Source organism: Pseudoruegeria aquimaris (genome assembly GCF_900172235.1).
Taxonomy (GTDB): Bacteria; Pseudomonadota; Alphaproteobacteria; order Rhodobacterales; family Rhodobacteraceae; genus Pseudoruegeria; species Pseudoruegeria aquimaris.
In genome coordinates this window covers 58,538-77,374 of the sequence record NZ_FWFQ01000013.1, presented here as the reverse complement: position 1 = coordinate 77,374, position 18,837 = coordinate 58,538, and the positions used below count along the sequence as shown (strand labels likewise).

21 protein-coding genes are annotated in these 18,837 nt (G+C 67.8%); 12 read left to right on the top strand and 9 right to left on the bottom strand.

The window, feature by feature from the left end; translation table 11 throughout:
- Positions 1-106 precede the first annotated feature (106 nt).
- Both PSA7680_RS10430 and PSA7680_RS10425 read left to right on the top strand, forming a co-directional pair.
- The gene (locus tag PSA7680_RS10430) at positions 107-652 is read left to right on the top strand and encodes a heme NO-binding domain-containing protein (protein WP_085868653.1); all 546 of its coding nucleotides are present in this window, start codon (positions 107-109) and stop codon (positions 650-652) included.
- A gap of 1 nt (position 653) precedes the next feature.
- Positions 654-2,096 carry an ATP-binding protein gene (locus PSA7680_RS10425; RefSeq protein WP_085868652.1) on the top strand — a complete coding sequence of 481 codons (1,443 nt, stop codon included), beginning with the start codon at positions 654-656 and terminating at the stop codon, positions 2,094-2,096.
- On the opposite strand, the gene PSA7680_RS10420 is transcribed toward PSA7680_RS10425, so the two are convergent.
- The 8 genes from PSA7680_RS10420 to serS form a co-directional block, all read right to left on the bottom strand.
- Positions 2,093-2,650, bottom strand: coding sequence for a CvpA family protein (locus PSA7680_RS10420; protein ID WP_085868651.1), 558 nt, complete (start codon positions 2,648-2,650; stop codon positions 2,093-2,095). The two genes, PSA7680_RS10425 and PSA7680_RS10420, sit on opposite strands and share 4 nt — an antisense overlap.
- A gap of 22 nt (positions 2,651-2,672) precedes the next feature.
- Entirely contained in the window at positions 2,673-4,040 is a 1,368-nt protein-coding gene (gene radA / locus PSA7680_RS10415; protein ID WP_085868650.1) for a DNA repair protein RadA, read from the bottom strand.
- A gap of 6 nt (positions 4,041-4,046) precedes the next feature.
- Complete coding sequence (locus PSA7680_RS10410; RefSeq protein ID WP_085868649.1) at positions 4,047-4,517, bottom strand: paraquat-inducible protein A; 471 nt, start codon at positions 4,515-4,517, stop codon at positions 4,047-4,049.
- A 56-nt stretch (positions 4,518-4,573) separates the two neighbouring features.
- Entirely contained in the window at positions 4,574-5,254 is a 681-nt protein-coding gene (locus PSA7680_RS10405) for a DNA repair protein (RefSeq protein ID WP_245824582.1), read from the bottom strand.
- Positions 5,255-5,569: 315 nt separating this feature from the next.
- A complete protein-coding gene (locus tag PSA7680_RS10400; RefSeq protein ID WP_085868647.1) occupies positions 5,570-6,310 on the bottom strand; it encodes an ABC transporter ATP-binding protein in 741 nt (246 codons plus the stop codon).
- Positions 6,307-7,089, bottom strand: a complete 783-nt coding sequence (locus tag PSA7680_RS10395) for an MlaE family ABC transporter permease (RefSeq protein ID WP_085868646.1) — start codon at positions 7,087-7,089, stop codon at positions 6,307-6,309. The genes PSA7680_RS10400 and PSA7680_RS10395 overlap by 4 nt, the downstream gene beginning before the upstream one ends.
- Before the next feature lie 5 nt (positions 7,090-7,094).
- Complete coding sequence (alr, locus tag PSA7680_RS10390; RefSeq protein WP_085868645.1) at positions 7,095-8,138, bottom strand: alanine racemase; 1,044 nt, start codon at positions 8,136-8,138, stop codon at positions 7,095-7,097.
- Positions 8,139-8,397: 259 nt separating this feature from the next.
- Positions 8,398-9,690, bottom strand: coding sequence for a serine--tRNA ligase (gene serS / locus PSA7680_RS10385; protein WP_085868644.1), 1,293 nt, complete (start codon positions 9,688-9,690; stop codon positions 8,398-8,400).
- Between the two features lie 205 nt (positions 9,691-9,895).
- On the opposite strand from serS, the gene yajC reads away from it, so the two are divergent.
- The 10 genes from yajC to PSA7680_RS10335 are packed head-to-tail and all read left to right on the top strand — an operon-like array spanning position 9,896 to position 16,842.
- Positions 9,896-10,225: a preprotein translocase subunit YajC gene (gene yajC / locus PSA7680_RS10380; protein ID WP_085868643.1), complete on the top strand. Its 330-nt coding sequence runs from the start codon at positions 9,896-9,898 to the stop codon at positions 10,223-10,225.
- 32 nt (positions 10,226-10,257) lie between these two features.
- The gene (gene secD / locus PSA7680_RS10375) at positions 10,258-11,919 is read left to right on the top strand and encodes a protein translocase subunit SecD (protein ID WP_085868642.1); all 1,662 of its coding nucleotides are present in this window, start codon (positions 10,258-10,260) and stop codon (positions 11,917-11,919) included.
- Positions 11,920-11,922: 3 nt separating this feature from the next.
- Positions 11,923-12,891, top strand: coding sequence for a protein translocase subunit SecF (secF, locus tag PSA7680_RS10370; protein WP_085868641.1), 969 nt, complete (start codon positions 11,923-11,925; stop codon positions 12,889-12,891).
- Positions 12,884-13,660: a sulfite exporter TauE/SafE family protein gene (locus tag PSA7680_RS10365; RefSeq protein WP_085868640.1), complete on the top strand. Its 777-nt coding sequence runs from the start codon at positions 12,884-12,886 to the stop codon at positions 13,658-13,660. The genes secF and PSA7680_RS10365 overlap by 8 nt, the downstream gene beginning before the upstream one ends.
- A gap of 28 nt (positions 13,661-13,688) precedes the next feature.
- Entirely contained in the window at positions 13,689-14,051 is a 363-nt protein-coding gene (locus PSA7680_RS10360; protein ID WP_085868639.1) for an Mth938-like domain-containing protein, read from the top strand.
- Positions 14,052-14,083: 32 nt separating this feature from the next.
- Positions 14,084-14,710: a heme ABC exporter ATP-binding protein CcmA gene (ccmA, locus tag PSA7680_RS10355; protein WP_085868638.1), complete on the top strand. Its 627-nt coding sequence runs from the start codon at positions 14,084-14,086 to the stop codon at positions 14,708-14,710.
- Positions 14,707-15,363, top strand: coding sequence for a heme exporter protein CcmB (gene ccmB / locus PSA7680_RS10350; RefSeq protein WP_085868637.1), 657 nt, complete (start codon positions 14,707-14,709; stop codon positions 15,361-15,363). Before ccmA ends, ccmB begins: the two co-directional genes overlap by 4 nt.
- 54 nt (positions 15,364-15,417) lie before the next feature.
- On the top strand, positions 15,418-16,152 hold the full coding sequence (locus tag PSA7680_RS10345) for a heme ABC transporter permease (protein ID WP_085868636.1): 735 nt from the start codon (positions 15,418-15,420) through the stop codon (positions 16,150-16,152).
- On the top strand, positions 16,149-16,307 hold the full coding sequence (ccmD, locus tag PSA7680_RS10340; RefSeq protein ID WP_176244117.1) for a heme exporter protein CcmD: 159 nt from the start codon (positions 16,149-16,151) through the stop codon (positions 16,305-16,307). Before PSA7680_RS10345 ends, ccmD begins: the two co-directional genes overlap by 4 nt.
- Positions 16,300-16,842 carry a DsbE family thiol:disulfide interchange protein gene (locus tag PSA7680_RS10335; protein WP_139838617.1) on the top strand — a complete coding sequence of 181 codons (543 nt, stop codon included), beginning with the start codon at positions 16,300-16,302 and terminating at the stop codon, positions 16,840-16,842. The genes ccmD and PSA7680_RS10335 overlap by 8 nt, the downstream gene beginning before the upstream one ends.
- Before the next feature lie 22 nt (positions 16,843-16,864).
- Here the strand turns inward: PSA7680_RS10335 and PSA7680_RS10330 are convergent, their stop codons facing one another.
- Positions 16,865-18,100, bottom strand: coding sequence for a chloride channel protein (locus PSA7680_RS10330; protein ID WP_085868634.1), 1,236 nt, complete (start codon positions 18,098-18,100; stop codon positions 16,865-16,867).
- Positions 18,101-18,837 lie beyond the last annotated feature (737 nt).

Here is an 18,837-nt window from a genome sequence, read left to right as displayed (position 1 = left end):
TCATATTGGCGGGGCGAGCGGGTGTTAATCTCGCGTTCAGGCTTGGCCTCTAGGCTCGTGCAAAGCGAGCTTGTGGCGGTGCGGCTGGTGAGAAGCGGAGGTCGGCATGAAGGGCATGGTGTTTGTGGAGCTGCTCCGCATGGCCGAAGAGGCGCTCGGGGAGGATGTCGTGGACCGGGTGCTTGATACGACGCCCACGAGTTGCGATGGGGCGTTCACCGCCGTCGGGAACTACCCCTGTTCCGATCTGATGGCGCTCGTGGCCGGGTTCAGCACGGCGTCCGGCCTGCCGCCGGACGATCTGCAGAAACTGTTCGGCCGCTGGATGCTCGGCCGGTTCCACGATCTCTATCCGCAGTTCTTCGAGGGCAAGAAGGATGCCTTCGCGATGCTGGAAGCGATCGAGGGGGAAATCCATGTGGAGGTGCGCAAGCTCTACCCGGAGGTTGAGCTTCCGAGCTTCGAAACTAGGCGGCTCAGCGAGGCAGAGCTGGCGATGACCTACACCTCGGAGCGCCCGCTCGTCGCCTTCTGCGAAGGGCTCATCCGCGGATGCCTCGATCACTTCGGCTCCGGCGGAAGCGTCGAACTTCTGGCGCAGTCCGACGGCGCGCGCAAACGAGCCGATTTCCTGGTCCGGCAGGGGGCCTGACGTGTCTCGTGGCGAGGTTGAACGCGCGCTGGCGGCCCTTGCGGCAAGCCCTGCGGATCAGCCGCTGTCCGAGGTTGTTCCGCGGCGGCGGTTCGATCGGGAACGCCGGGCGCGCGAAGAGGCCGAATCCCTGCTCGAGCGCAAGGCCCGCGATCTCTACGAAGCCAATCAGGCGCTCGCGGAACAATCGGCCCGGCTGGAAGAGCTCGTCCAGCGTCGGACCGAGGAACTTGAGGCGATGCTGCGGGCGGCAGAGGCCGCCATCGAGGCGAAGTCGGCCTTCCTCGCCACCATGAGCCACGAGCTGCGCACCCCGCTCAACGGGGTGCTGGGCCTCGCGCAGGTCTTGCAGGACAGCGATCTTCCCCCTCGGGAGGCCGAGCTTGTCTGCACGATCCTGGACAGCGGCGAGCAGCTGCTGCGGCTGCTCAACGATCTGCTCGACGCCAGCAAGATCGAGGCCGGCAAGGTGGAACTCGAAAGGCGCCGCACGGATCTGTCGCGCTTTCTTGCCCGCGTGAGCGCCCCCCATGCCCAGAGTTGCGCCAGCCGGGGGCTGCGGTTCGTCCGCGTGTTCGAAGGCTGTGAGGGGGAGTTCCTGCTGGACAGCCATCGGCTGCGCCAGATCATCGACAACATCATCGGCAACGCGCTCAAGTTCACCGCGCAGGGCGAAATCCGCTTCACCTGCCGCCGCGTGCAAGCGCCCGGGGCGTCCCAGGCTGAACGGCTCGTCTTCGAGGTGGCCGACACGGGCCCGGGCATCCCCGCCGATCGCATTCCCCAGCTGTTTGACGCCTTCACCCAGGCGGATACTTCCACCACCCGCCGGTTCGGCGGCACCGGGCTCGGGCTGATGATCGTGCGCAACCTCTGCCAGTTGATGGGCGGCGACGTGGAAGTGGAAAGCGCGCCCGGGCAGGGCAGCCTGTTCCGTTTCTGGATCGAGGCTGCCCCGGCCGGGGCTGCGGCGCAGGGCGGGCAGGAGGCGAGCGCGGCTTCGCGGGACATTCAGCTCTCGCGCCCGCTTCACCTGCTCGTCGCCGAAGACAATCGCACGAACCAGGTGGTCCTGGAGGGCTTGCTGCGCCGCCAGCCGGTCACGCTCAGCTTCGTTGAAGACGGGGCGGAGGCCGTCAGCGCCTTTCAAGGGGGAGGCTGGGATGCGGTGCTGATGGATGTGAACATGCCGGTGATGGACGGGATCGAGGCCACGCGGCGCATCCGCGCCCTCCAGGCCGCCGGGGTGGCGCCCGGAGTGCCGATCATCGGTCTCACCGCCAACGCCTTGCCCGAGCAGGTTTCAGGCTACCTCAGGGCGGGGATGTCGGGGCATATCGCCAAGCCGCTGCGCAAATCGGAACTGATGGAGGCGCTTCAGGGCGTGGCAATGGGCACCACCGGCGGCGCGGCCTCGGCCGCCGGTGACGCGCCGGCGCCTTAGCTGGCGCAGGCGCCGACGAGTTCTTCGTATTTCGTGGTGATCCAGTTCATCACGCCCTGCTCGTCGAGGCTCGATTGCAGGTTCCCGGTGGCGGAGGCGAAGATCTGTGCCGAGCGGCTGTCGTCCACCATCGGAACGGCCTGGTTCACGACCACGAGGTCGTAGACGAGGAAGGCCACGGCCACGAGCACCAGCCCGCGCACCACGCCGAAGAGGAAGCCCAGGCCCTGGTCGATGCCGGACAGGGCAGAGCGCTGCACCGCCGAGGAAAACAGCGGCGTGAAGATCGAGACGACGACGAGCGCGATGGCGAAGACGGCGGCGAAGGCGGCGATCATCGACAGCTCGCAGCTGTCGGCGATGAATTCCTTCAGCAGCGGGATTTCCTTCACCAGCGGCTCGGCCTTGGGGGCGAAGAGAAAGGCCACGACGGCCGCCGCGATCCAGCCCAGGATCGCCATGCCTTCGCGCACGAAGCCGCGCGAATAGGCGAGGATCGCCGACAGGATGATGACAACGGCCACGACGCCGTCGATGATGGTAAAGCCTTCCATGCGCTTCCCTCTCAAGGGCCGGTCAGCCGGCTCCGAATATTTCCCCGACGAAGGCCGTCAGATCCGCCATCTGCCGGACGCTGACCTCTCCGCCATCCCCCGTCTTGCTGCGGGCGGGTGCGATGGCCTTGGTGAAACCAAGTTTGCCCGCTTCTTTCAACCGGTTTTCGGTCTGCCCGACGGGGCGCAGGCTCCCTGATAGACTGATTTCGCCGAAAACCACACAATCTGAAGGCAATGCGGCGTCTTCGCGGGCGGAAAGTAGCGCCGCCGCAACAGCCAGATCGGCCGCCGGTTCGGTGATTTTCATGCCCCCCGCGACGTTCAGGTAGACGTCCAGCCCGGTGAAGGCGATGCCGCAGCGCGATTCCAGAACCGCCAGGATCATCGCCAGCCGGCCGCCGTCCCAGCCGACGACGGTGCGGCGGGGCTGGCTGTGGGGCGAGGGCGCCACGAGCGCCTGGAACTCGCAGAGCACGGGCCGCGTGCCTTCGATCCCGGCGAAGACGGCCGAGCCCGGCGTGGGCTGCTCGCGTTCGGAAAGGAACAGGGCCGAGGGGTTGGCCACCTCGCTCAGGCCGCCGCCCGTCATCTCGAAGACGCCGATCTCGTCGGCCGGGCCGAAGCGGTTCTTCACCGCGCGCAGGATGCGGAACTGGTGGCCGCGCTCGCCTTCGAAATAAAGCACGGTATCGACCATGTGCTCCACCACGCGCGGGCCGGCGATCTGGCCTTCCTTGGTAACATGGCCCACGAGGATCACGGCGATGCCCTTGCGCTTGGCGAAGGTCGTCAGCTCGTGGGCGGCGGCCCGGACCTGGCTCACCGAGCCCGGCGCGCTGTCCACGGTGTCGGCCCACATCGTCTGGATCGAATCGATGATCGCCACGTCGGGCTTCTCGGCTTCAAGCGTGGTGAGGATGTCGCGCAGGTTGGTTTCGGTGCCCAGCCGCACCGGCGCATCCGAAAGCCCCAGCCGCTGGGCGCGCATCCGCACCTGGGCGCTGGCTTCCTCGCCCGAGATGTAGACGGCCTTCAGCCCCGCGCGTGCAAAGCTCGCGGCGGCCTGGAGCAGCAGGGTGGATTTGCCGATGCCCGGATCGCCCCCCACGAGAATGGCCGAGGCCGGGACGAGCCCGCCGCCAAGAACGCGGTCCAGCTCGCCCATGCCGGACTGGGTGCGCGGCGGCGGCGCCTCTTCGGTTGCGAGATCCAGCAAGGGCAGGGCACGCCCGCGCGCATTGCCCAGCGATTTGCCGGAGGGCCCCTGCGAAAGCGGCTTTTCCTCGATGATCGTGTTCCATTCCCCGCAGGCGTCGCAACGGCCCGACCACTTCTTGTGGACCGCGCCGCAGGCGCTGCAGGTGAAGGTGCTGCTGTTCTTTGCCATGGGCGATTACTGCCCCAGCGGCGCGGGCTTGCCAACCGCCTGTTGTGCCGCGAGGGCGCGCATCGTGAAGATCGACAGCGCCAGCGAGCCCAGAACGCAGGCCGTGAACAGGTAGAGCCCCCAGCCCGTTTCCACCCGCCCCACGCCGATCCCCTTGATGACGACGATGTAGAGCGCGATCAGGAACACATCCGCCATGGCCAGCTTGCCAAGCCACGTGAGCAAGGGCAGCCAGCGCGGTGACGCATGGCCGAACTGGATCGCCGCCAACATCAATGTCTTGGCGTAAGGGGCAAGAAAAGCGAAGAAAAACACGAGAGCGGCGAGAAAGATGTCCACCTCGATCAGGGCGGTGAAGCCAGATACGACGGTGATCTCGGAGAGCCGGAACAGCGGCAGGATGCCGGCGCGCAGCAGGGGCGCCGTCCAGGCGACGGGAAAGAGGATCAGCAGCGCGAGATTGCCGTAGCGCAGCATCGGGGAAACAGGTGCCATGGGCTACCGGTAGTGCCCTCTGGCAGGGGCCGCAAGCGCTAGTGTTTGGATTTCGACATGGCGACCACGTTGCGCCGGCCCAGCGGCGACTGGAAGCCGATCTGGGGCAGCACGTCCGTCAGGTCCTTGCTCAGGCGATCAAGCTGGACCTGCACCACGTGCTCCTCCAGTTCCACCTCGTGCAGCCAGCGCTTGATCTCCTTCACCGAGCGCGTGGCGATGTCGATCTGCTCCTGGAAACGTTCCACCTCCTGCTGGCGCTGGCGCAGGAAGGTCTTGGCGCGATCCACCTTCTCGTCGGAGTAGATCTCGGCGATGTCGCGGCTCTGCTGGCTCATCTGCGCGGCCACCTGCAGGATCTCCGGCTCAAGCGACTCCAGTTCCGGATGCTGGCGCAGGTAGGTGATGCGCTCGCGCACCGCGTCGAATTCCGAGCGCAGCATGAAGGCGCCGCGGCGGTCCGCATCATGGCTGATCGCATAGGCGCGGGCCACGTCGTCCATCGTCATCGAGAAATCACGATGCGAGCGCTCAAGCTGCACCATCCGCCGGTTGGCCGGAATGTAGAAGCAGAGCGCAAGGAAAAGCGCCGCCGCCCCGCATTGCAGCCACATGCCCCCCTGCGGGTAGACCGTCTCGCCGAAGCGCAGCGGCAGGTAGAGCCAGGGCGCCAGCCCGAGGGTCGCCAGAAGGCAGCTTGCCACGAGTCCCGCGGCCATCATCACGATTAGGAAGAGGGAGAGCGCCTGGAGCGCCCGTTGGAATTGAAAAAAGACGGAGTTCGTATGTCTTTGCATAATCGCCACCGAGAAGAATTGTTAACCGTACCCAATGAGAAAGGTTACCCCGGAAAACCAAACGGTTGGCCGTGAAACTTCGGGCGGATCATCACAAAGCGGCGAATCCGGCGGGGTTTTCTGAAACAAATCGTGTGCAGCCCATGGGGTATTTCCGCAGGTCGAAGGTGCGGCCGCAAGGTGTTGTGGTTCTTCGAGAATTCGCCACAAGGCCGCCGCCGGCGCCTCCCCCGGGCGTCAGCGCAGTGATTCGATGGGCCCTTCGGCGCGGCCGTGGATGAACTGGTCGAGGTAGGGATCGCCGCTGTCTTCCATCTGCGCCGCCGGCCCCGTCCACTGGATCTTTCCGGCGTGCAGCATGGCGATTTCATCGGCGATGGCGCGCACGCTGCTCATGTCGTGGGTGATCGTCATGGCCGTCGCGCCCATCTCCACCACGATCTCCCGGATCAGATCGTTGATGACCCCGGCCATGATCGGATCGAGCCCGGTGGTGGGTTCGTCGAAGAAGATGATCTCGGGATCGGCGGCGATGGCGCGGGCCAGGCCCACGCGTTTCTGCATCCCGCCCGAAAGCTCCGCCGGGTAGAGATCGGCCACGTCCGGCGAAAGCCCGACGCGGCGCAGCTTCTCCACCGCGATCTCGCGCGCCTGTGCCCTTGGCTGCTTGAGCGAGCCGCGCAGCAGGCGGAAGGCCACGTTCTGCCACACGGGCATGGAGTCAAACAGCGCCCCGCCCTGGAACAGCATCCCGAAGCGGGCGAGGAAGGCATCGCGGCTCGCGCCCTCGGCCCCGTCCACCGAGATGCGGCCGGCGTCGGGCCGGATCAGGCCCAGCACGCATTTCAGCAGCACGGATTTGCCGGTCCCCGAGCCGCCGATGATCACCATGCTGCGCCCCTTGCCGACCTCGAGGTCGACGCCCTGCAGCACTTTCTTGGGGCCGAAGGCCTTGTGGACGTTCTCGAGCCGGATCATGCGGAGAAGAAAGCCTCCGTCAGCAGGTAGTTGGCGGCGAGGATCAGCACCGAAGCCGAGACGACGGCGGCTTTCGTCGCCTGCCCGACGCCCTGCGCGCCGCGGCCGGAATGCATGCCGTGGTAGCAGCCCATGAGGGCCACGATGAAGCCGAAGGCCGCGCCCTTCACGAGGCCCGATCCCACGTCCCAGGGCTCGAGGAAATCCACGGTGTTCTGCAGGTAGGCGGCGCCGTTGAAGCCCAGACGCTGCACGCCGATCGTGTAGCCGCCGAGAATGCCGATGGCGTCGCCCACGGCCACCAGCAGCGGAACGGCCAGCGTGGCGGCCAGCAGCCGCGGCGCCGTCAGGTATTTCATCGGGTGGGTGGAGAGCGTGGTGAGCGCGTCGATCTGTTCGGTGACTTTCATCGTGCCGATCTCGGCCGCGATCGAGGAGGCCACCCGTGCCGCCACCATCAGCCCGCCCAGCACGGGCCCCAGCTCGCGCACCATGCCGATGGCCACGATCGAAGGCACCACCGCCTCGGCATTGAAGCGCGCGCCGCCGGCATAGATCTGCAGCGCCAGCGCGCCCCCGGTGAAGAAGGCGGTGAGCCCGACGACGGGCAACGAATACCAGCCGATCGTCATCAGGGCCGAAAGGAACTCGCGCGGGTAGAAGGGCGGCCGAAAGACATGGGAGACGGCGGAAAGCGCAAAGAGCGTCAGGCGGCCGATGGCCGCCAGCAGGCCCAGCGTGGCCTGGCCGATCCACGTGAACGGGGCCAGCAGAGCCATCCGCCTCACCCCCCGATGAAGCGCCGCTCGTAGCGCGCGCCGAGCGAGGTGAGGATCTCGTAGCCGATGGTGCCCGCGGCCTCGGCCAGGGCGTCCACCCCCTGCGCCGGGCAGAGAATGTCGAGCGCGGCCGGGATTTCATCGAGGTGGCTCACGTCCACCGTGATCAGGTCCATCGACACGCGCCCCGCCACGGGGCAGGGGGTGTCGCCGAAGTAGAGCCGGGCCCTGGGCCCCATCGCGCGGATCAGCCCGTCGGCGTAGCCGCCGGAAACGGTGGCGATGCGCGCCGGGGCATCGGCCCGCCAGGTGCAGCCGTAGCCGACGGTCTCCCCGGCGGCCAGCTCGCGGGTCTGGATCACCGGCAGCGACAGGCAAACGACTGCGCTGGCCGCCTCGAAGGGCAGCCCGCCGTAGAGCCCGATGCCGGGGCGGGTGAGGTCGAAATGGTAGTCGGGCCCGAGCAGGATGCCGCCGGTGGCACCCAGCGAGCGCGGCACGTCGAGCCCGTCGGTCATCTCGCGGAAGGCCGCGAGCTGGCGGGCGTTGGCCGCGTGATCCGGCTCGTCGGCGCAGGCCAGGTGGCTCATCAAAAGGCGCGGAGAGAGCGAGAGTGCCAGTTCGGCGACGCTGGCCCATTCCGCGGGTTCCATGCCGAGCCGGTTCATGCCGCTGTCGAGCTGGATGCCGAAGGGATGGCCGGGCAGGCTTTCGACGTGGCGCGTCAGCTGCTCCACGGAGTTGAGCATCGGCGTCAACTGCAGATCGTGCAGCATCTCGGTGTCCCCGGCCATGTGGCCCGAAAACACGCAGATCTCCGGCCCCGGCCCAAGCGCATTGCGCACCGCGGCGCCTTCTTCGGCGACGGCCACGAAGAACCGCCGCGCGCCGGCTGCCGCGAGCGCTTTGGCCACGCGGCCCGCGCCGAGGCCGTAGCCGTCGGCCTTCACCACGGCGGCGGTTTCAACACTGTCTGCCGACAGGCGGTCGAGCGCGCGCCAGTTCGCGGCGAGCGCATCGAGATCGATCGTGAGCGTTCCGGTTCCCATGGCTGCTGCTTTTCACGCCGGCGCCCCGACGGTCAAGAGGGAAGCCGCGGCAGCCGCCCCACGCCCGGCATCACGCGGGGGCGCTGCCCCCGCACCCCCGAGGTATTTGGGGCGAGAGGAAGGGGGGCACTTTGTTCCGGAAATATCCCGGGGGAGGCCCGGAACGGGCCGGGGGCGGAGCCCCCCAATTCCTGACCGGTGAGATGAAAAAAAGGCCGCAAGGGCTGCGGCCTTTGGTTTTTTTAGACTGGATGCCGGATCAAGCCAGCTCGCCCGCGGCGGTGAGGATCGACTTGCCGCCCAGATAAGGGTGCAGCACGTCGGGCAGGCGCACGGAGCCGTCTTCCTGCTGGCCGTTTTCCAGAACCGCGATCAGGGCGCGGCCCACGGCGAGGCCGGAGCCGTTCAGCGTGTGCACGAACTCGGGCTTGCCGCCGCCTTCGGGTTTGAAGCGGGCGTTCATCCGGCGGGCCTGGAAATCGCCGCAGGTGGAGATCGAGGAGATCTCGCGGTAGGTGTTCTGCCCCGGCAGCCAGACCTCGATGTCATGGGTGCGGCGGGCGCCGAAGCCGATGTCGCCGGTGCAGAGCACCACCGTGCGGTAGGGCAGTTCGAGCTTTTCGAGGATGGCCTCGGCGCAGCGGGTCATGCGCGCGTGTTCCTCCTCGCTCTTGTCGGGGTGGGTCACGCTGACCATCTCGACTTTCTCGAACTGGTGCTGGCGCAGCATCCCGGCGGTGTCGCGCCCGGCGCTGCCGGCTTCGGAGCGGAAGCACTGGGTGTGGGCGACATAGCGCCTCGGCAGGTAGCTTTCCGGGACGGTTTCGCCGTTGACGATGTTGGTCAGCGTCACCTCCGCCGTGGGCACGAGCCACCAGCCGTCGGTCGTCCGGTAGCTGTCTTCGCCGAACTTGGGCAGCTGCCCGGTGCCATACATCATCTCTTCGCGCACGAGCACCGGCGTCCAGGTCTCGGTGAGCCCGTGCTCCTCCACGTGGGTGTCGATCATGAACTGCGCCAGCGCCCGGTGCAGCCGCGCCACGGCGCCGGAGAGCACCACGAAGCGCGCGCCGGAGAGCTTGGCGGCGGTTTCGAAGTCCATGCCGTTGCGCACACCGGCCAGTTCGTAGTGTTCCTTTGGCGTGAAGGCGAAGTTGCGCGGGCTGCCGAAGCGGCGGATCTCGACGTTGTCGGATTCATCGGCCCCGTCGGGCACGTCGTCATGGACGATGTTGGGCAGGCCCATCAGAAGCTCGGTCAGGCGCGCATCCTCGGCCTTGGCTTCGGCTTCGAGACGGGCGATCTCGTCCTTCTTTTCGGCCACCAGTGCGCGCAGGCGTTCGAACTCGGCCTCGTCGCCGCGTGCCTTGGCCGCGCCCACTTCCTTGCTGGCCTTGTTGCGCTCGGCCTGCGCGGCCTCGGCCGCCGCGATGCGGGCCCGGCGGGCCTCGTCGATGGCGAGGATCTCGGAAGAGAGGGAGGACAGCCCGCGGCGCGCCATCGCGGCGTCGAAAGCGGCAGGGTTTTCGCGGATCATGCGAATGTCGTGCATCTGTCCAGTCCTTTCCTTCTTGGCGGGGTGCGAATGCGCACCCCATATGCCCGAAGGGTGTGCGCTTTGGAAGGGCGAAATCGGCCCGCAAAAACCCGGCGTCGGGGCCAGCGCGTCGCCTTGCCATCCCGCAGGGCCGGCGATAGGGTGCGCGCCAGCTTGAACCGGGGCCGGACAGCGCCCCGAGAGAAAAGGAAGAAAACCCATGTTCGCAACGCCTGCCTACGCGCAAGCCGCCGGCGGTGGCTCCGCCATCGCAAGCTTCGTTCCGCTGATCCTGATCTTCGCGATCATGTACTTCCTGCTGATCCGCCCTCAGCAGAAGAAGATGAAAGAGCATCAGAACATGGTGAACGCGCTGCGCCGGGGCGATCAGATCGTCACCCAGGGCGGCATCGTCGGCAAGGTGACGAAGGTGCTCGACGGCGCCGACACCACCGGCCAGATCGAGGTCGAGATCGCCGAGGGCGTGAAGGTGCGCGTGGTGCAGGCCACCGTGGCGCAGGTTCTGAACAAGACGGAACCTACCAAGTAATCCTCCGGTAAACCGCGCAGGGGCGCCTATCGATGCTGCAAATCTCCGCATTCAAGCGGGTGGTGATCTGGGGAGTCTGTTTCATCGGGCTCCTCTTCGCCATGCCGAACGCCTTCTACCCGAGGGTGGAACGCCACAACGACGCCGCGAAGGCGATCGAGGCCGGTGACACCTCGCCGGAAACCGCCGCGGACTACGCGGCCTGGCCAAACTGGCTGCCCTCCACGATCGTGAACCTCGGCCTCGATCTGCGCGGAGGCGCGCATCTGCTGGGCGAAGTCCAGGTGGAGGACGTCTACGAGGCCCGCGTCGAGGCGCTCTGGCCCGACGTGCGCGACGCGCTGCGCCCACTGCGCGCCACCGTGGGCACCATCCGCCTGCAGGACAGCGCGCCGGGCGAACTGCGCGTGCGGATCTCCCAGCCCGAGGGCATGGAGGCCGCGCTTGAGGCCGTGCGCGATCTGGCGCAGCCGGTGGCTTCGGTCACGGCGGCCGGTGCCACCGATCTGGACGTGCGCGCCGAGGGTGACGTGATCGTCGTCACGCTCTCCGAAGCCGAGAGGCTGGCCACCGACGAGCGCACCCTGCGCCAGTCGCTCGAAATCATCCGCCGCCGCGTGGACGAGGTCGGCACCCGCGAGCCGACGATCCAGCGCCAGGGCGAACGCCGCATCCTGATCCAGGTGCCCGGTCTCGGCTCCGCCGAGGAGCTGAAGGCGCTGATCGGCACCACCGCCCAGCTCGGCTTCCACCCGGTCGTCGGGCGCACCTCCAACCCGGACCAGGATCCGGGCCTGCGCAACGAGGTGCTGCCGTCGATCGACGAGGAGGGCGTCTACTACATCATCGAGAAGCTTCCCGTCGTCACCGGCGAGGAGCTGACCGACGCGCAGCCCGCCTTCGATCAGAACGGACGGCCCGCGGTGAACTTCCGCTTCAACCCGCACGGCGCGCGCAAGTTCGGCGACTACACCGCCGAGAACATCGGCTCTCCCTTCGCCATCGTGCTGGACGGCGAGGTGATCTCCGCCCCGGTGATCCAGGATCACATCCCCGGCGGCTCCGGCATCATCACCGGCAACTTCACGGTGGAAGACTCCACCCAGCTGGCCGTGCTGCTGCGCGCCGGCGCGCTGCCGGCGGAAATGACCTTCCTCGAAGAACGCACGATCGGCCCGGAACTGGGGCAGGACAGCATCGAGGCCGGGCGCATCGCCTGCATCGTGGCCTTCATCGCGGTGCTGGCCTTCATGGCCGCCTCCTACGGGCTGTTCGGCATGATCGCCAACGTGGCGCTGCTGATCAACGTGGGGCTCATCTTCGGGCTTCTCTCGGTGATCGGCGCCACGCTGACCCTGCCGGGGATCGCCGGCATCGTGCTCACCATCGGCATGGCGGTGGACGCCAACGTGCTGGTGTTCGAACGCATCAAGGAAGAGCTGAAGACCGCAAAGGGCCCGGCCCGCGCGATCGAACTGGGCTACGAGAAGGCGCTCTCCGCCATCCTGGACGCCAACATCACCACCTTCATCACCGCGGTGATCCTCTTCGTCATGGGCTCCGGCCCCGTGCGCGGCTTCTCCATCACGCTTGCCCTCGGCATCATCACCTCCGTCTTCACCGCGATCTACGTGACGCGGTTGATGATCGTGATGTGGTTCCAGCGCAAACGCCCGAAGACAATCGAGGTCTGACCCATGCGACTGAGACTCGTTCCCGCAGAAACCAACTGGGATTTCTTCAAGCTCAACAAGATCACGCTGGGCTTTTCCGGGCTCGCGGTGCTGGCCTCGATCGTGCTGTTCTTCGCGCTCGGGCTGAACTTCGGCATCGATTTCAAGGGCGGCACCACGATCCGCACCCAGAGCACCTCTCAGGTGGACGTGGGCGCCTACCGCGACGCCATCGCGCCGCTGGGCCTGGGCGACGTGTCGATCTCCGAGGTTTTCGATCCGTCCTTCGACCCGGACGAACACGTGGCCATGGTGCGCATCCAGGCGCAGGAGGGCAGCGAAAGCGTTTCGGTCGAGACGATCAACGCCGTGGAGGCCGCGCTGCAGGAAGTGGATCCGTCGATCACCTTCCCGTCGGTCGAATCGGTGGGGCCGAAGGTTTCGGGCGAGCTGGTGCAGACCGCGGTGATCGCCGTGGTGCTCGCGATCGCGGCGGTGCTCGTCTACATCTGGCTGCGGTTCGAGTGGCAGTTCGCGCTCGGGGCCGTGGCCGCGCTGGTGCATGACGTCACGCTCACCATCGGCATCTTCGCGCTTCTGCAGATCAAGTTCGATCTCGCCATCATCGCGGCGCTGCTCACCATCGTGGGCTATTCGCTCAACGATACGGTGGTCGTCTTCGACCGGGTGCGGGAGAACCTGCGCAAATACAAGAAGAAGCCCCTCAACGAGGTGCTGAACCTCTCGATCAACGAAACCCTGAGCCGCACCGTGATGACCTCCGTCACCACGCTGATCGCGCTGATCTCGCTCTTCGTGCTGGGTGGCGACGTGATCCGCGGCTTCGTCTTCGCGATGATCTGGGGCGTGGTCGTGGGCACCTATTCCTCGGTCTTCGTGGCCTCCGCCATCCTGCTGCGCCTCGGCGTGAAGCGCGATTGGTCCAAGCCCGACAACACCGCCGGGAACCAGTTCGCCAACGTGGATGCCTGAACTTTCAGGCCTCTTCGCGGACGTGTTCAACGGCTCGAGCGCCGCAGGGGGGCTGACGCTCCTCTGCGGCGCCGCGATTCTGGGGGGGCTGGTGCGCGGCTTCTCGGGCTTCGGCACCGGCATGGTCTGCGTGCCGCTCTTCGCGCTGGTGCTCGGCCCTTTCGAAACCCTCACCGCGCTGGTCGTGATGGATCTCTTCGGCCCGCTGCCCAACGTGCCGCGCGCCCTGCGGGACGGGCGCCCGGCCGATCTCAGGCGCCTCGGTGCGGGGCTGCTGGTGGGGCTGCCGCTGGGTGTCTTCATGCTGTCGCGCCTGTCGCCCGAGGTGTTCCGCTACGCCGTTTCGCTGCTGTCGCTGCTGCTCCTTGCGCTGCTCGTTTCGGGGCTGCGCTACCGGCGGGCGCTCACGGCGCGCGCGCTGATGGCCACGGGCGGGGTCGGGGGCTTTCTGGCCGGCACCACGGGGCTGCCGGGGCCGCCGGTGATCCTGATGTACATGGCCGGGCCCTACGGCGCGGCGGCGGTGCGCGCGAACACGCTGCTCTACCTGCTGATGGCCGACGTGCTGATGATCGGCGTGATGTGGCTCGGCGGCGTGCTTGTGCCGGGCGCGCTGGTGCTGGGCGGCCTTCTCGTCGTGCCCTATCTCTTGGCCAATGTCGCCGGGGCGGCTATCTTCTGCCCGGAGGCCGAAACCGCCTACCGCCGCGTCGCCTACCTGCTGATCGCGGGGGCGGCGCTTGCCGGCCTGCCACTGTTTGATGCCTGACCTGACCGCCGGAAAGGGGCCGCCGCCCATGCGCCTGAACGAGATCCGCTTCACCGATGCCCTGCCTGTCGACGGCTACGGCCCCGGCTTCTTCCGCATCGCGGGGCAGGTGCATGAAGGCGCCCTGCTGCTCGGGCCTGAAGGCGTGCAGGGCTGGGGCGGCTACGAGGACATCGCGCCGCTCACCGCCCTTGCCGACGTGCTGGACGTGCTCTTCATCGGCACCGGGGCGGAGACGGCCCATCTGCCCGAAGGCCTGCGCAGCACGCTGGAGGCCGCCGGCCTCGGGGTGGAGGCGATGAACAGCCCCGCGGCCTGCCGCACCTACAACGTGCTCATCAGCGAAGGCCGCCGCGTGGGTGCGGCACTGCTGCCCGTCTCCGCGGGCTAGGCGGCGCCGGCGGGATGGGCTAAGCCTCTGGCATGGAACTGAAGGTAAGCGATCTGGCCTGCGCGCGCGGCGGCATCCCGGTGCTGACGGGCGTGAGCTTCGGGCTGGCCTCCGGGCAGGCGCTGCTGCTGCGCGGCCCCAACGGCATCGGCAAGACAACCCTCCTGCGCACGCTGGCGGGCTTGCAGCCGGCGCTGGCCGGGGAGATCTCGCTCGATCGCGAGGCCTTCGCCTATGCCGCCCATGCCGACGGGCTCAAGGCGACGCTGACCGTCGCGGAGAACCTGTGGTTCTGGGCCCGGATCTACGGCACGCGCGATATCGCGCCGGCGCTGGCGGCCTTCAATTTGGAAGACCTGAGCGAGAGGCAGGCGCACAATCTTTCGGCCGGGCAGAAACGCCGCCTCGGGCTGGCGCGCCTTCTGGTGACGGGGCGCCGCATCTGGGCGCTGGACGAGCCGACCGTCTCGCTGGACGCGGCCAGCGTCGGGCTCTTCGCGCAGGCCGTAAAGGCCCATTGCGCCAGTGGCGGGGCCGCCCTGATCGCCACCCACATCGATCTCGGCTTCGAGGCCGAGGTGCTGGATCTCACCCCCTTCCGCGCCACCGCCGACAGCGCGCGCGCCTTCGACGACGGTTTCAGCGAGGCCTTCCTGTGATCGCACTGCTTCTGAGAGACCTGCGGCTTGCCATCCGGTCGGGCGGGGGCTTCGGCCTCGGCCTTGCCTTCTTCCTGATCCTCACGGTGCTCGTGCCCTTCGGCGTCGGGCCGGAAAGCCAGGTGCTGGGGCGGATCGCGCCGGGGATCCTCTGGGTCGGGGCGCTGCTCGCCTGCCTTCTCTCGCTCGACCGCATCTTCGCGCTGGACTACGAGGACGGCTCGCTCGATCTTCTGGCCACCGCGCCGCTGCCGCTGGAAGGCATGACGGCGGTGAAGGCGCTGGCCCATTGGCTCACCACGGGGCTGCCGCTCACGCTGGTGGCGCCGCTTCTCGGGGTGCTGCTGAGCCTGCCCGCGCCGGGCTACCAATGGCTGCTGATCACGCTTGCCGTCGGCACGCCGGCGCTGAGCTTCATCGGCGCCTTCGGGGCGGCGCTCACCGTGGGGCTGAAGCGCGGCGGGTTGCTGCTGTCGCTGCTGGTGCTGCCGCTCTACGTGCCGACGCTGATCTTCGGGGCCGAAACCCTGCGCCGCGGCATCGAGGGGCAGGCCACCACCACGCCGCTGCTGCTGCTGGCCGGGATCACGCTGGGCGCCATCGCCATCCTGCCCTTCGCGGCGGCTGCGGCAATCCGCATCAATATTCGCTGAGCATTTCACCGTATAAACGGAACAAGACCGGCATCAGGGGCCAACAAACGAGTCATGTCATCACTCTGGGAATATGCGAATCCAAAGAAGTTCATGCAGACGTCGGCATGGATGCTGCCGGGTGTCTCCATCGCGGCGGGCGTCTGCCTGATCGTGGGGCTGGTGTGGGGGTTCTTCTTCACGCCGGATGATTTCCGGCAGGGCTCCACGGTCAAGATCATCTACCTGCACGTGCCGAGCGCGCTGATGGCGATCAACGCCTGGCTGATGATGCTGGTGGCCTCGCTGATCTGGATCGTGCGCCGGCACCACGTCTCGGCGCTGGCGGCACGGGCCGCCGCGCCCGTGGGGCTGGTGATGACGCTCATCGCGCTGCTGACCGGCGCGATCTGGGGCCAGCCGATGTGGGGCACCTACTGGGCCTGGGATCCGCGGCTCACGAGCTTCCTGATCCTGTTCCTCTTCTATCTGGGCTACATCGCGCTCTGGGCGGCGATCGACAACCCCGACACCGCCGCCGACCTGACGGGCGTGCTCTGCCTCGTGGGCTCGATCTTCGCGCTGCTGTCGCGCTACGCGGTGAATTTCTGGAACCAGGGCCTGCACCAGGGCGCGAGCCTGTCGCTGGACAAGGAGGAGAACATCTCCAACGTCTTCTTCTTCCCGCTCCTGATCTGCATCCTCGGCTTCGTGCTGCTCTTCGTGGCGCTGGTGCTGCTGCGCACCCGCACCGAGATCCGCAGCCGCCGCCTGAAGGCGCTGCTGGCACGAGAAAGGCTGGGCGCATGATGCCGGAGCTTGGAAAATACGCCACCGAGGTGCTCTCGGCCTACGCGGTATCGCTGATCATTCTGGTGCTCTTCGTGCTCGCCAGCCTCTGGCGCGCGCGGCGGGTGCGCAACGAGTTGCGCAAGGTGGAAGAACGCAAGGTGCAGAATGGCTAGGGTCTCCCCCCTGATGGCGCTGCCGCCGCTCCTGTTCGCCGGGCTGGCAGCCGTGTTCCTCGTCGGCATGATGCGCGAGAACCCAGACGAGCTTCCCAGCGCGCGAGAGGGCAAGCCTGCGCCGCCGGTGGTGCTCACGGAACTGGGCGGCAACACGCCCTTCACCGACGAAACCCTGCGCCAGCCAGGGGTGAAGCTCGTGAACTACTGGGCCAGCTGGTGCGCGCCCTGCCGCGTGGAGCACCCGACGCTCACCCAACTGGCCGAGGAGGGCATCCCGATCTACGGGATCAACTACAAGGACAGGCCGGAGGACGCGCTGGCGTTTCTCGACGAGCTGGGCAACCCCTACGCGGGGCTGGGCGCCGATGAAAACGGGCGCATGGCGATCAACTGGGGGCTCTACGGCGTGCCGGAAACCTACGTGATCGACGGCAACGGCACCGTGGTGCTGCGCTTTGCCGGGCCCGTCACCCAGCGCGTGCTGGAAAGCACCCTGCGCCCGGCCATCGAAAAGGCGGCCGCCGCGCAATAGGCCCCCGGCAGGCGGCGCCGGCTCAATGGGCCATCCGCGGGCTGAACCGGGCGGCGATCATGCCGAAGCCGATGCCCACCGCGATGGGAATCGCCGTCTGCACCCCGACGAGGAACAGCAGGATCAGCAGCGCCGTCATCGGGCGGCCGAGCCCGGCGGCGGTGGCACCGGCCAGTCCGGCCGAGACGGCCACCACCGGCTCCGGCGAGCCCTGCATGTAGTGGGCGGCATAGCCCATCGCACCCCCTGCGAAGATCAGCGGGAAGATCGCCCCGCCGCGCCAGCCGGTGGAGAGGCAGAGCGTGCACGCGAGCATCTTGGCCAGCGCCACCGCGATCAACGCCAGGGCGCCGAGGCCGCCGGCCTCCGCCATCATGCCTTCGAACTCGTGGTGCCCTGAAAAACGCACCCAGGGCAGGGCGGCCGCCAGCAGACCGAAGAGCGCGCCTCCGAGGGTGGATTGCACCACCGGGTTGGGAATGCGCCGCTCGACGGCCTGCGTGGCGTGGTGGCGCGCATGCAGGAAGGCCGCGCCGATCAGCGCGCCGAACGCGCCGGGCAGCAGGCTGTAGAGCACGTCGCTGCCGTCCAGCGGCGGCACGTGATCGGGCAGGTGGATGCGGTGGAACCCCTCGGTGAAGAGAAAGGTCGCCGTGAGCCAGAAGCCGAACAGGCCGGTGATCGCGGCGAGGAAATCGAGGTAGACGAAACTGCGCGCCTTGGCCTCCGCCCAGTCGCCCGGCGTGTGCTCGGGGTGGACGTAGGCCGCGCCGCCGGGCGGGGAGGCGTAGAGCGCGGCCAGCGCGGCGGAGATGCTGGCCTCGCCGATCTCGCGCTCCTCCGCGGCGGAGCGCGCCACCAGAAGCGAGACCAGCGCCGCCAGTTCGGTGACGACGGCGATCAGCCCGGCCTCGGGCCCGAGCGCGCCGCCGAAGCCCACCGCGAGGGCGGCGCCGACGGCGATGAGCCAGATGTCCTGCCGCTTGCGGTGCACCGGATCGACCGCATCCTCGATCTGTTCGGCGATGGTCTGTACGTCGCCGCTGCCCTGGCGGGTCAGCCCGATCAGGGCGCCGCCGAGGGTGCAGGCGGCGAAGATGTAGAGCGGGGAGGCGGCGAAGGGGTGGTGCCAGATCAGATCGGTGATCAGGATCATCAATTTCAGCGTGCCCGCGGCGAAGGCCCCGGCCAGAAGGCTCGTCAGCAAGGCGATGATCGCAAGCCGCATCCCGGTTTTCTCCCATCTGGTCGCGCCCATGCTTCGACAGCCGCCCTGTTTCGTCAACTCGCAAGACACTGGCTGCCGCTCGGATCAGGGGCGCCCGCAGACCGAGGCAGGCGCATGGGCGGGGCAGGAGGGCAGGCCGGCACAGGGCCATAGCCTGCAACATCGCCATGGCTGAACCCGCACCACGGCCCAGAGCCGCGCCACCGACCGGATTTGGCCACGGAACAGGGCAGCGGCACGGGATCGGTCAGAAGACGGCCAGTCAGGAGCGGGCCGGGCAGGAGACGACCAGTCACAAGGCGATCAGGCAGGAACGGGTCAGGCAGAAGCGGGGCAGGCAAGAGCGGGGCAGGCAAGAGCGGGGCAGGCACAAACGGGACAGGCAGGTATCGGCGAGATGGCTACGGGCCACGCAGGAGCAGGCACGCAAGCGCGTCGCGAAAAATGGGCGCTGCGCCCTCAGCCGAACCCTCAGCCGAAGTAGATGCCGATTGCCGCCAACGCGAGGAAGAGGGCGGCCTCGAACACGGGCAGCGGCATCCGTTTGATCAGGGTGCGCATCACGAACATGGCCAAGTGATACGGCAGAATCGTTTACGCAGCGATAACGCAGGCGGGGACGCATCGGAAAAACACCGTTTCCGAATTGGGGCGGAAATGGGGCGGAGGGCGCCGAAATGTGACACCTTTGAGGCGAATTGCGGCATCAAGATGCACGCCGGACTGGCCAGTGCGCACAAGAAAGCCCCGGGGTATGGCCCGGGGCT

Excerpts from the sequence above, each read along its gene's own strand:
- PSA7680_RS10430 (WP_085868653.1), top strand. The coding sequence starts at position 107 with ATGAAGGGCATGGTGTTTGTGGAGCTGCTCCGCATGGCCGAAGAGGCG.
- PSA7680_RS10420 (WP_085868651.1), bottom strand. The coding sequence starts at position 2,650 with ATGGAAGGCTTTACCATCATCGACGGCGTCGTGGCCGTTGTCATCATC.
- radA (WP_085868650.1), bottom strand. The coding sequence starts at position 4,040 with ATGGCAAAGAACAGCAGCACCTTCACCTGCAGCGCCTGCGGCGCGGTC.
- PSA7680_RS10410 (WP_085868649.1), bottom strand. The coding sequence starts at position 4,517 with ATGCTGCGCTACGGCAATCTCGCGCTGCTGATCCTCTTTCCCGTCGCC.
- PSA7680_RS10405 (WP_245824582.1), bottom strand. The coding sequence starts at position 5,254 with ATGGCCGCGGGACTCGTGGCAAGCTGCCTTCTGGCGACCCTCGGGCTG.
- PSA7680_RS10400 (WP_085868647.1), bottom strand. The coding sequence starts at position 6,310 with ATGATCCGGCTCGAGAACGTCCACAAGGCCTTCGGCCCCAAGAAAGTG.
- PSA7680_RS10395 (WP_085868646.1), bottom strand. The coding sequence starts at position 7,089 with ATGGCTCTGCTGGCCCCGTTCACGTGGATCGGCCAGGCCACGCTGGGC.
- alr (WP_085868645.1), bottom strand. The coding sequence starts at position 8,138 with ATGGGAACCGGAACGCTCACGATCGATCTCGATGCGCTCGCCGCGAAC.
- serS (WP_085868644.1), bottom strand. The coding sequence starts at position 9,690 with ATGCACGACATTCGCATGATCCGCGAAAACCCTGCCGCTTTCGACGCC.
- yajC (WP_085868643.1), top strand. The coding sequence starts at position 9,896 with ATGTTCGCAACGCCTGCCTACGCGCAAGCCGCCGGCGGTGGCTCCGCC.
- secD (WP_085868642.1), top strand. The coding sequence starts at position 10,258 with ATGCTGCAAATCTCCGCATTCAAGCGGGTGGTGATCTGGGGAGTCTGT.
- secF (WP_085868641.1), top strand. The coding sequence starts at position 11,923 with ATGCGACTGAGACTCGTTCCCGCAGAAACCAACTGGGATTTCTTCAAG.
- PSA7680_RS10365 (WP_085868640.1), top strand. The coding sequence starts at position 12,884 with ATGCCTGAACTTTCAGGCCTCTTCGCGGACGTGTTCAACGGCTCGAGC.
- PSA7680_RS10360 (WP_085868639.1), top strand. The coding sequence starts at position 13,689 with ATGCGCCTGAACGAGATCCGCTTCACCGATGCCCTGCCTGTCGACGGC.
- ccmA (WP_085868638.1), top strand. The coding sequence starts at position 14,084 with ATGGAACTGAAGGTAAGCGATCTGGCCTGCGCGCGCGGCGGCATCCCG.
- PSA7680_RS10345 (WP_085868636.1), top strand. The coding sequence starts at position 15,418 with ATGTCATCACTCTGGGAATATGCGAATCCAAAGAAGTTCATGCAGACG.
- ccmD (WP_176244117.1), top strand. The coding sequence starts at position 16,149 with ATGATGCCGGAGCTTGGAAAATACGCCACCGAGGTGCTCTCGGCCTAC.
- PSA7680_RS10335 (WP_139838617.1), top strand. The coding sequence starts at position 16,300 with ATGGCTAGGGTCTCCCCCCTGATGGCGCTGCCGCCGCTCCTGTTCGCC.
- PSA7680_RS10330 (WP_085868634.1), bottom strand. The coding sequence starts at position 18,100 with ATGGGCGCGACCAGATGGGAGAAAACCGGGATGCGGCTTGCGATCATC.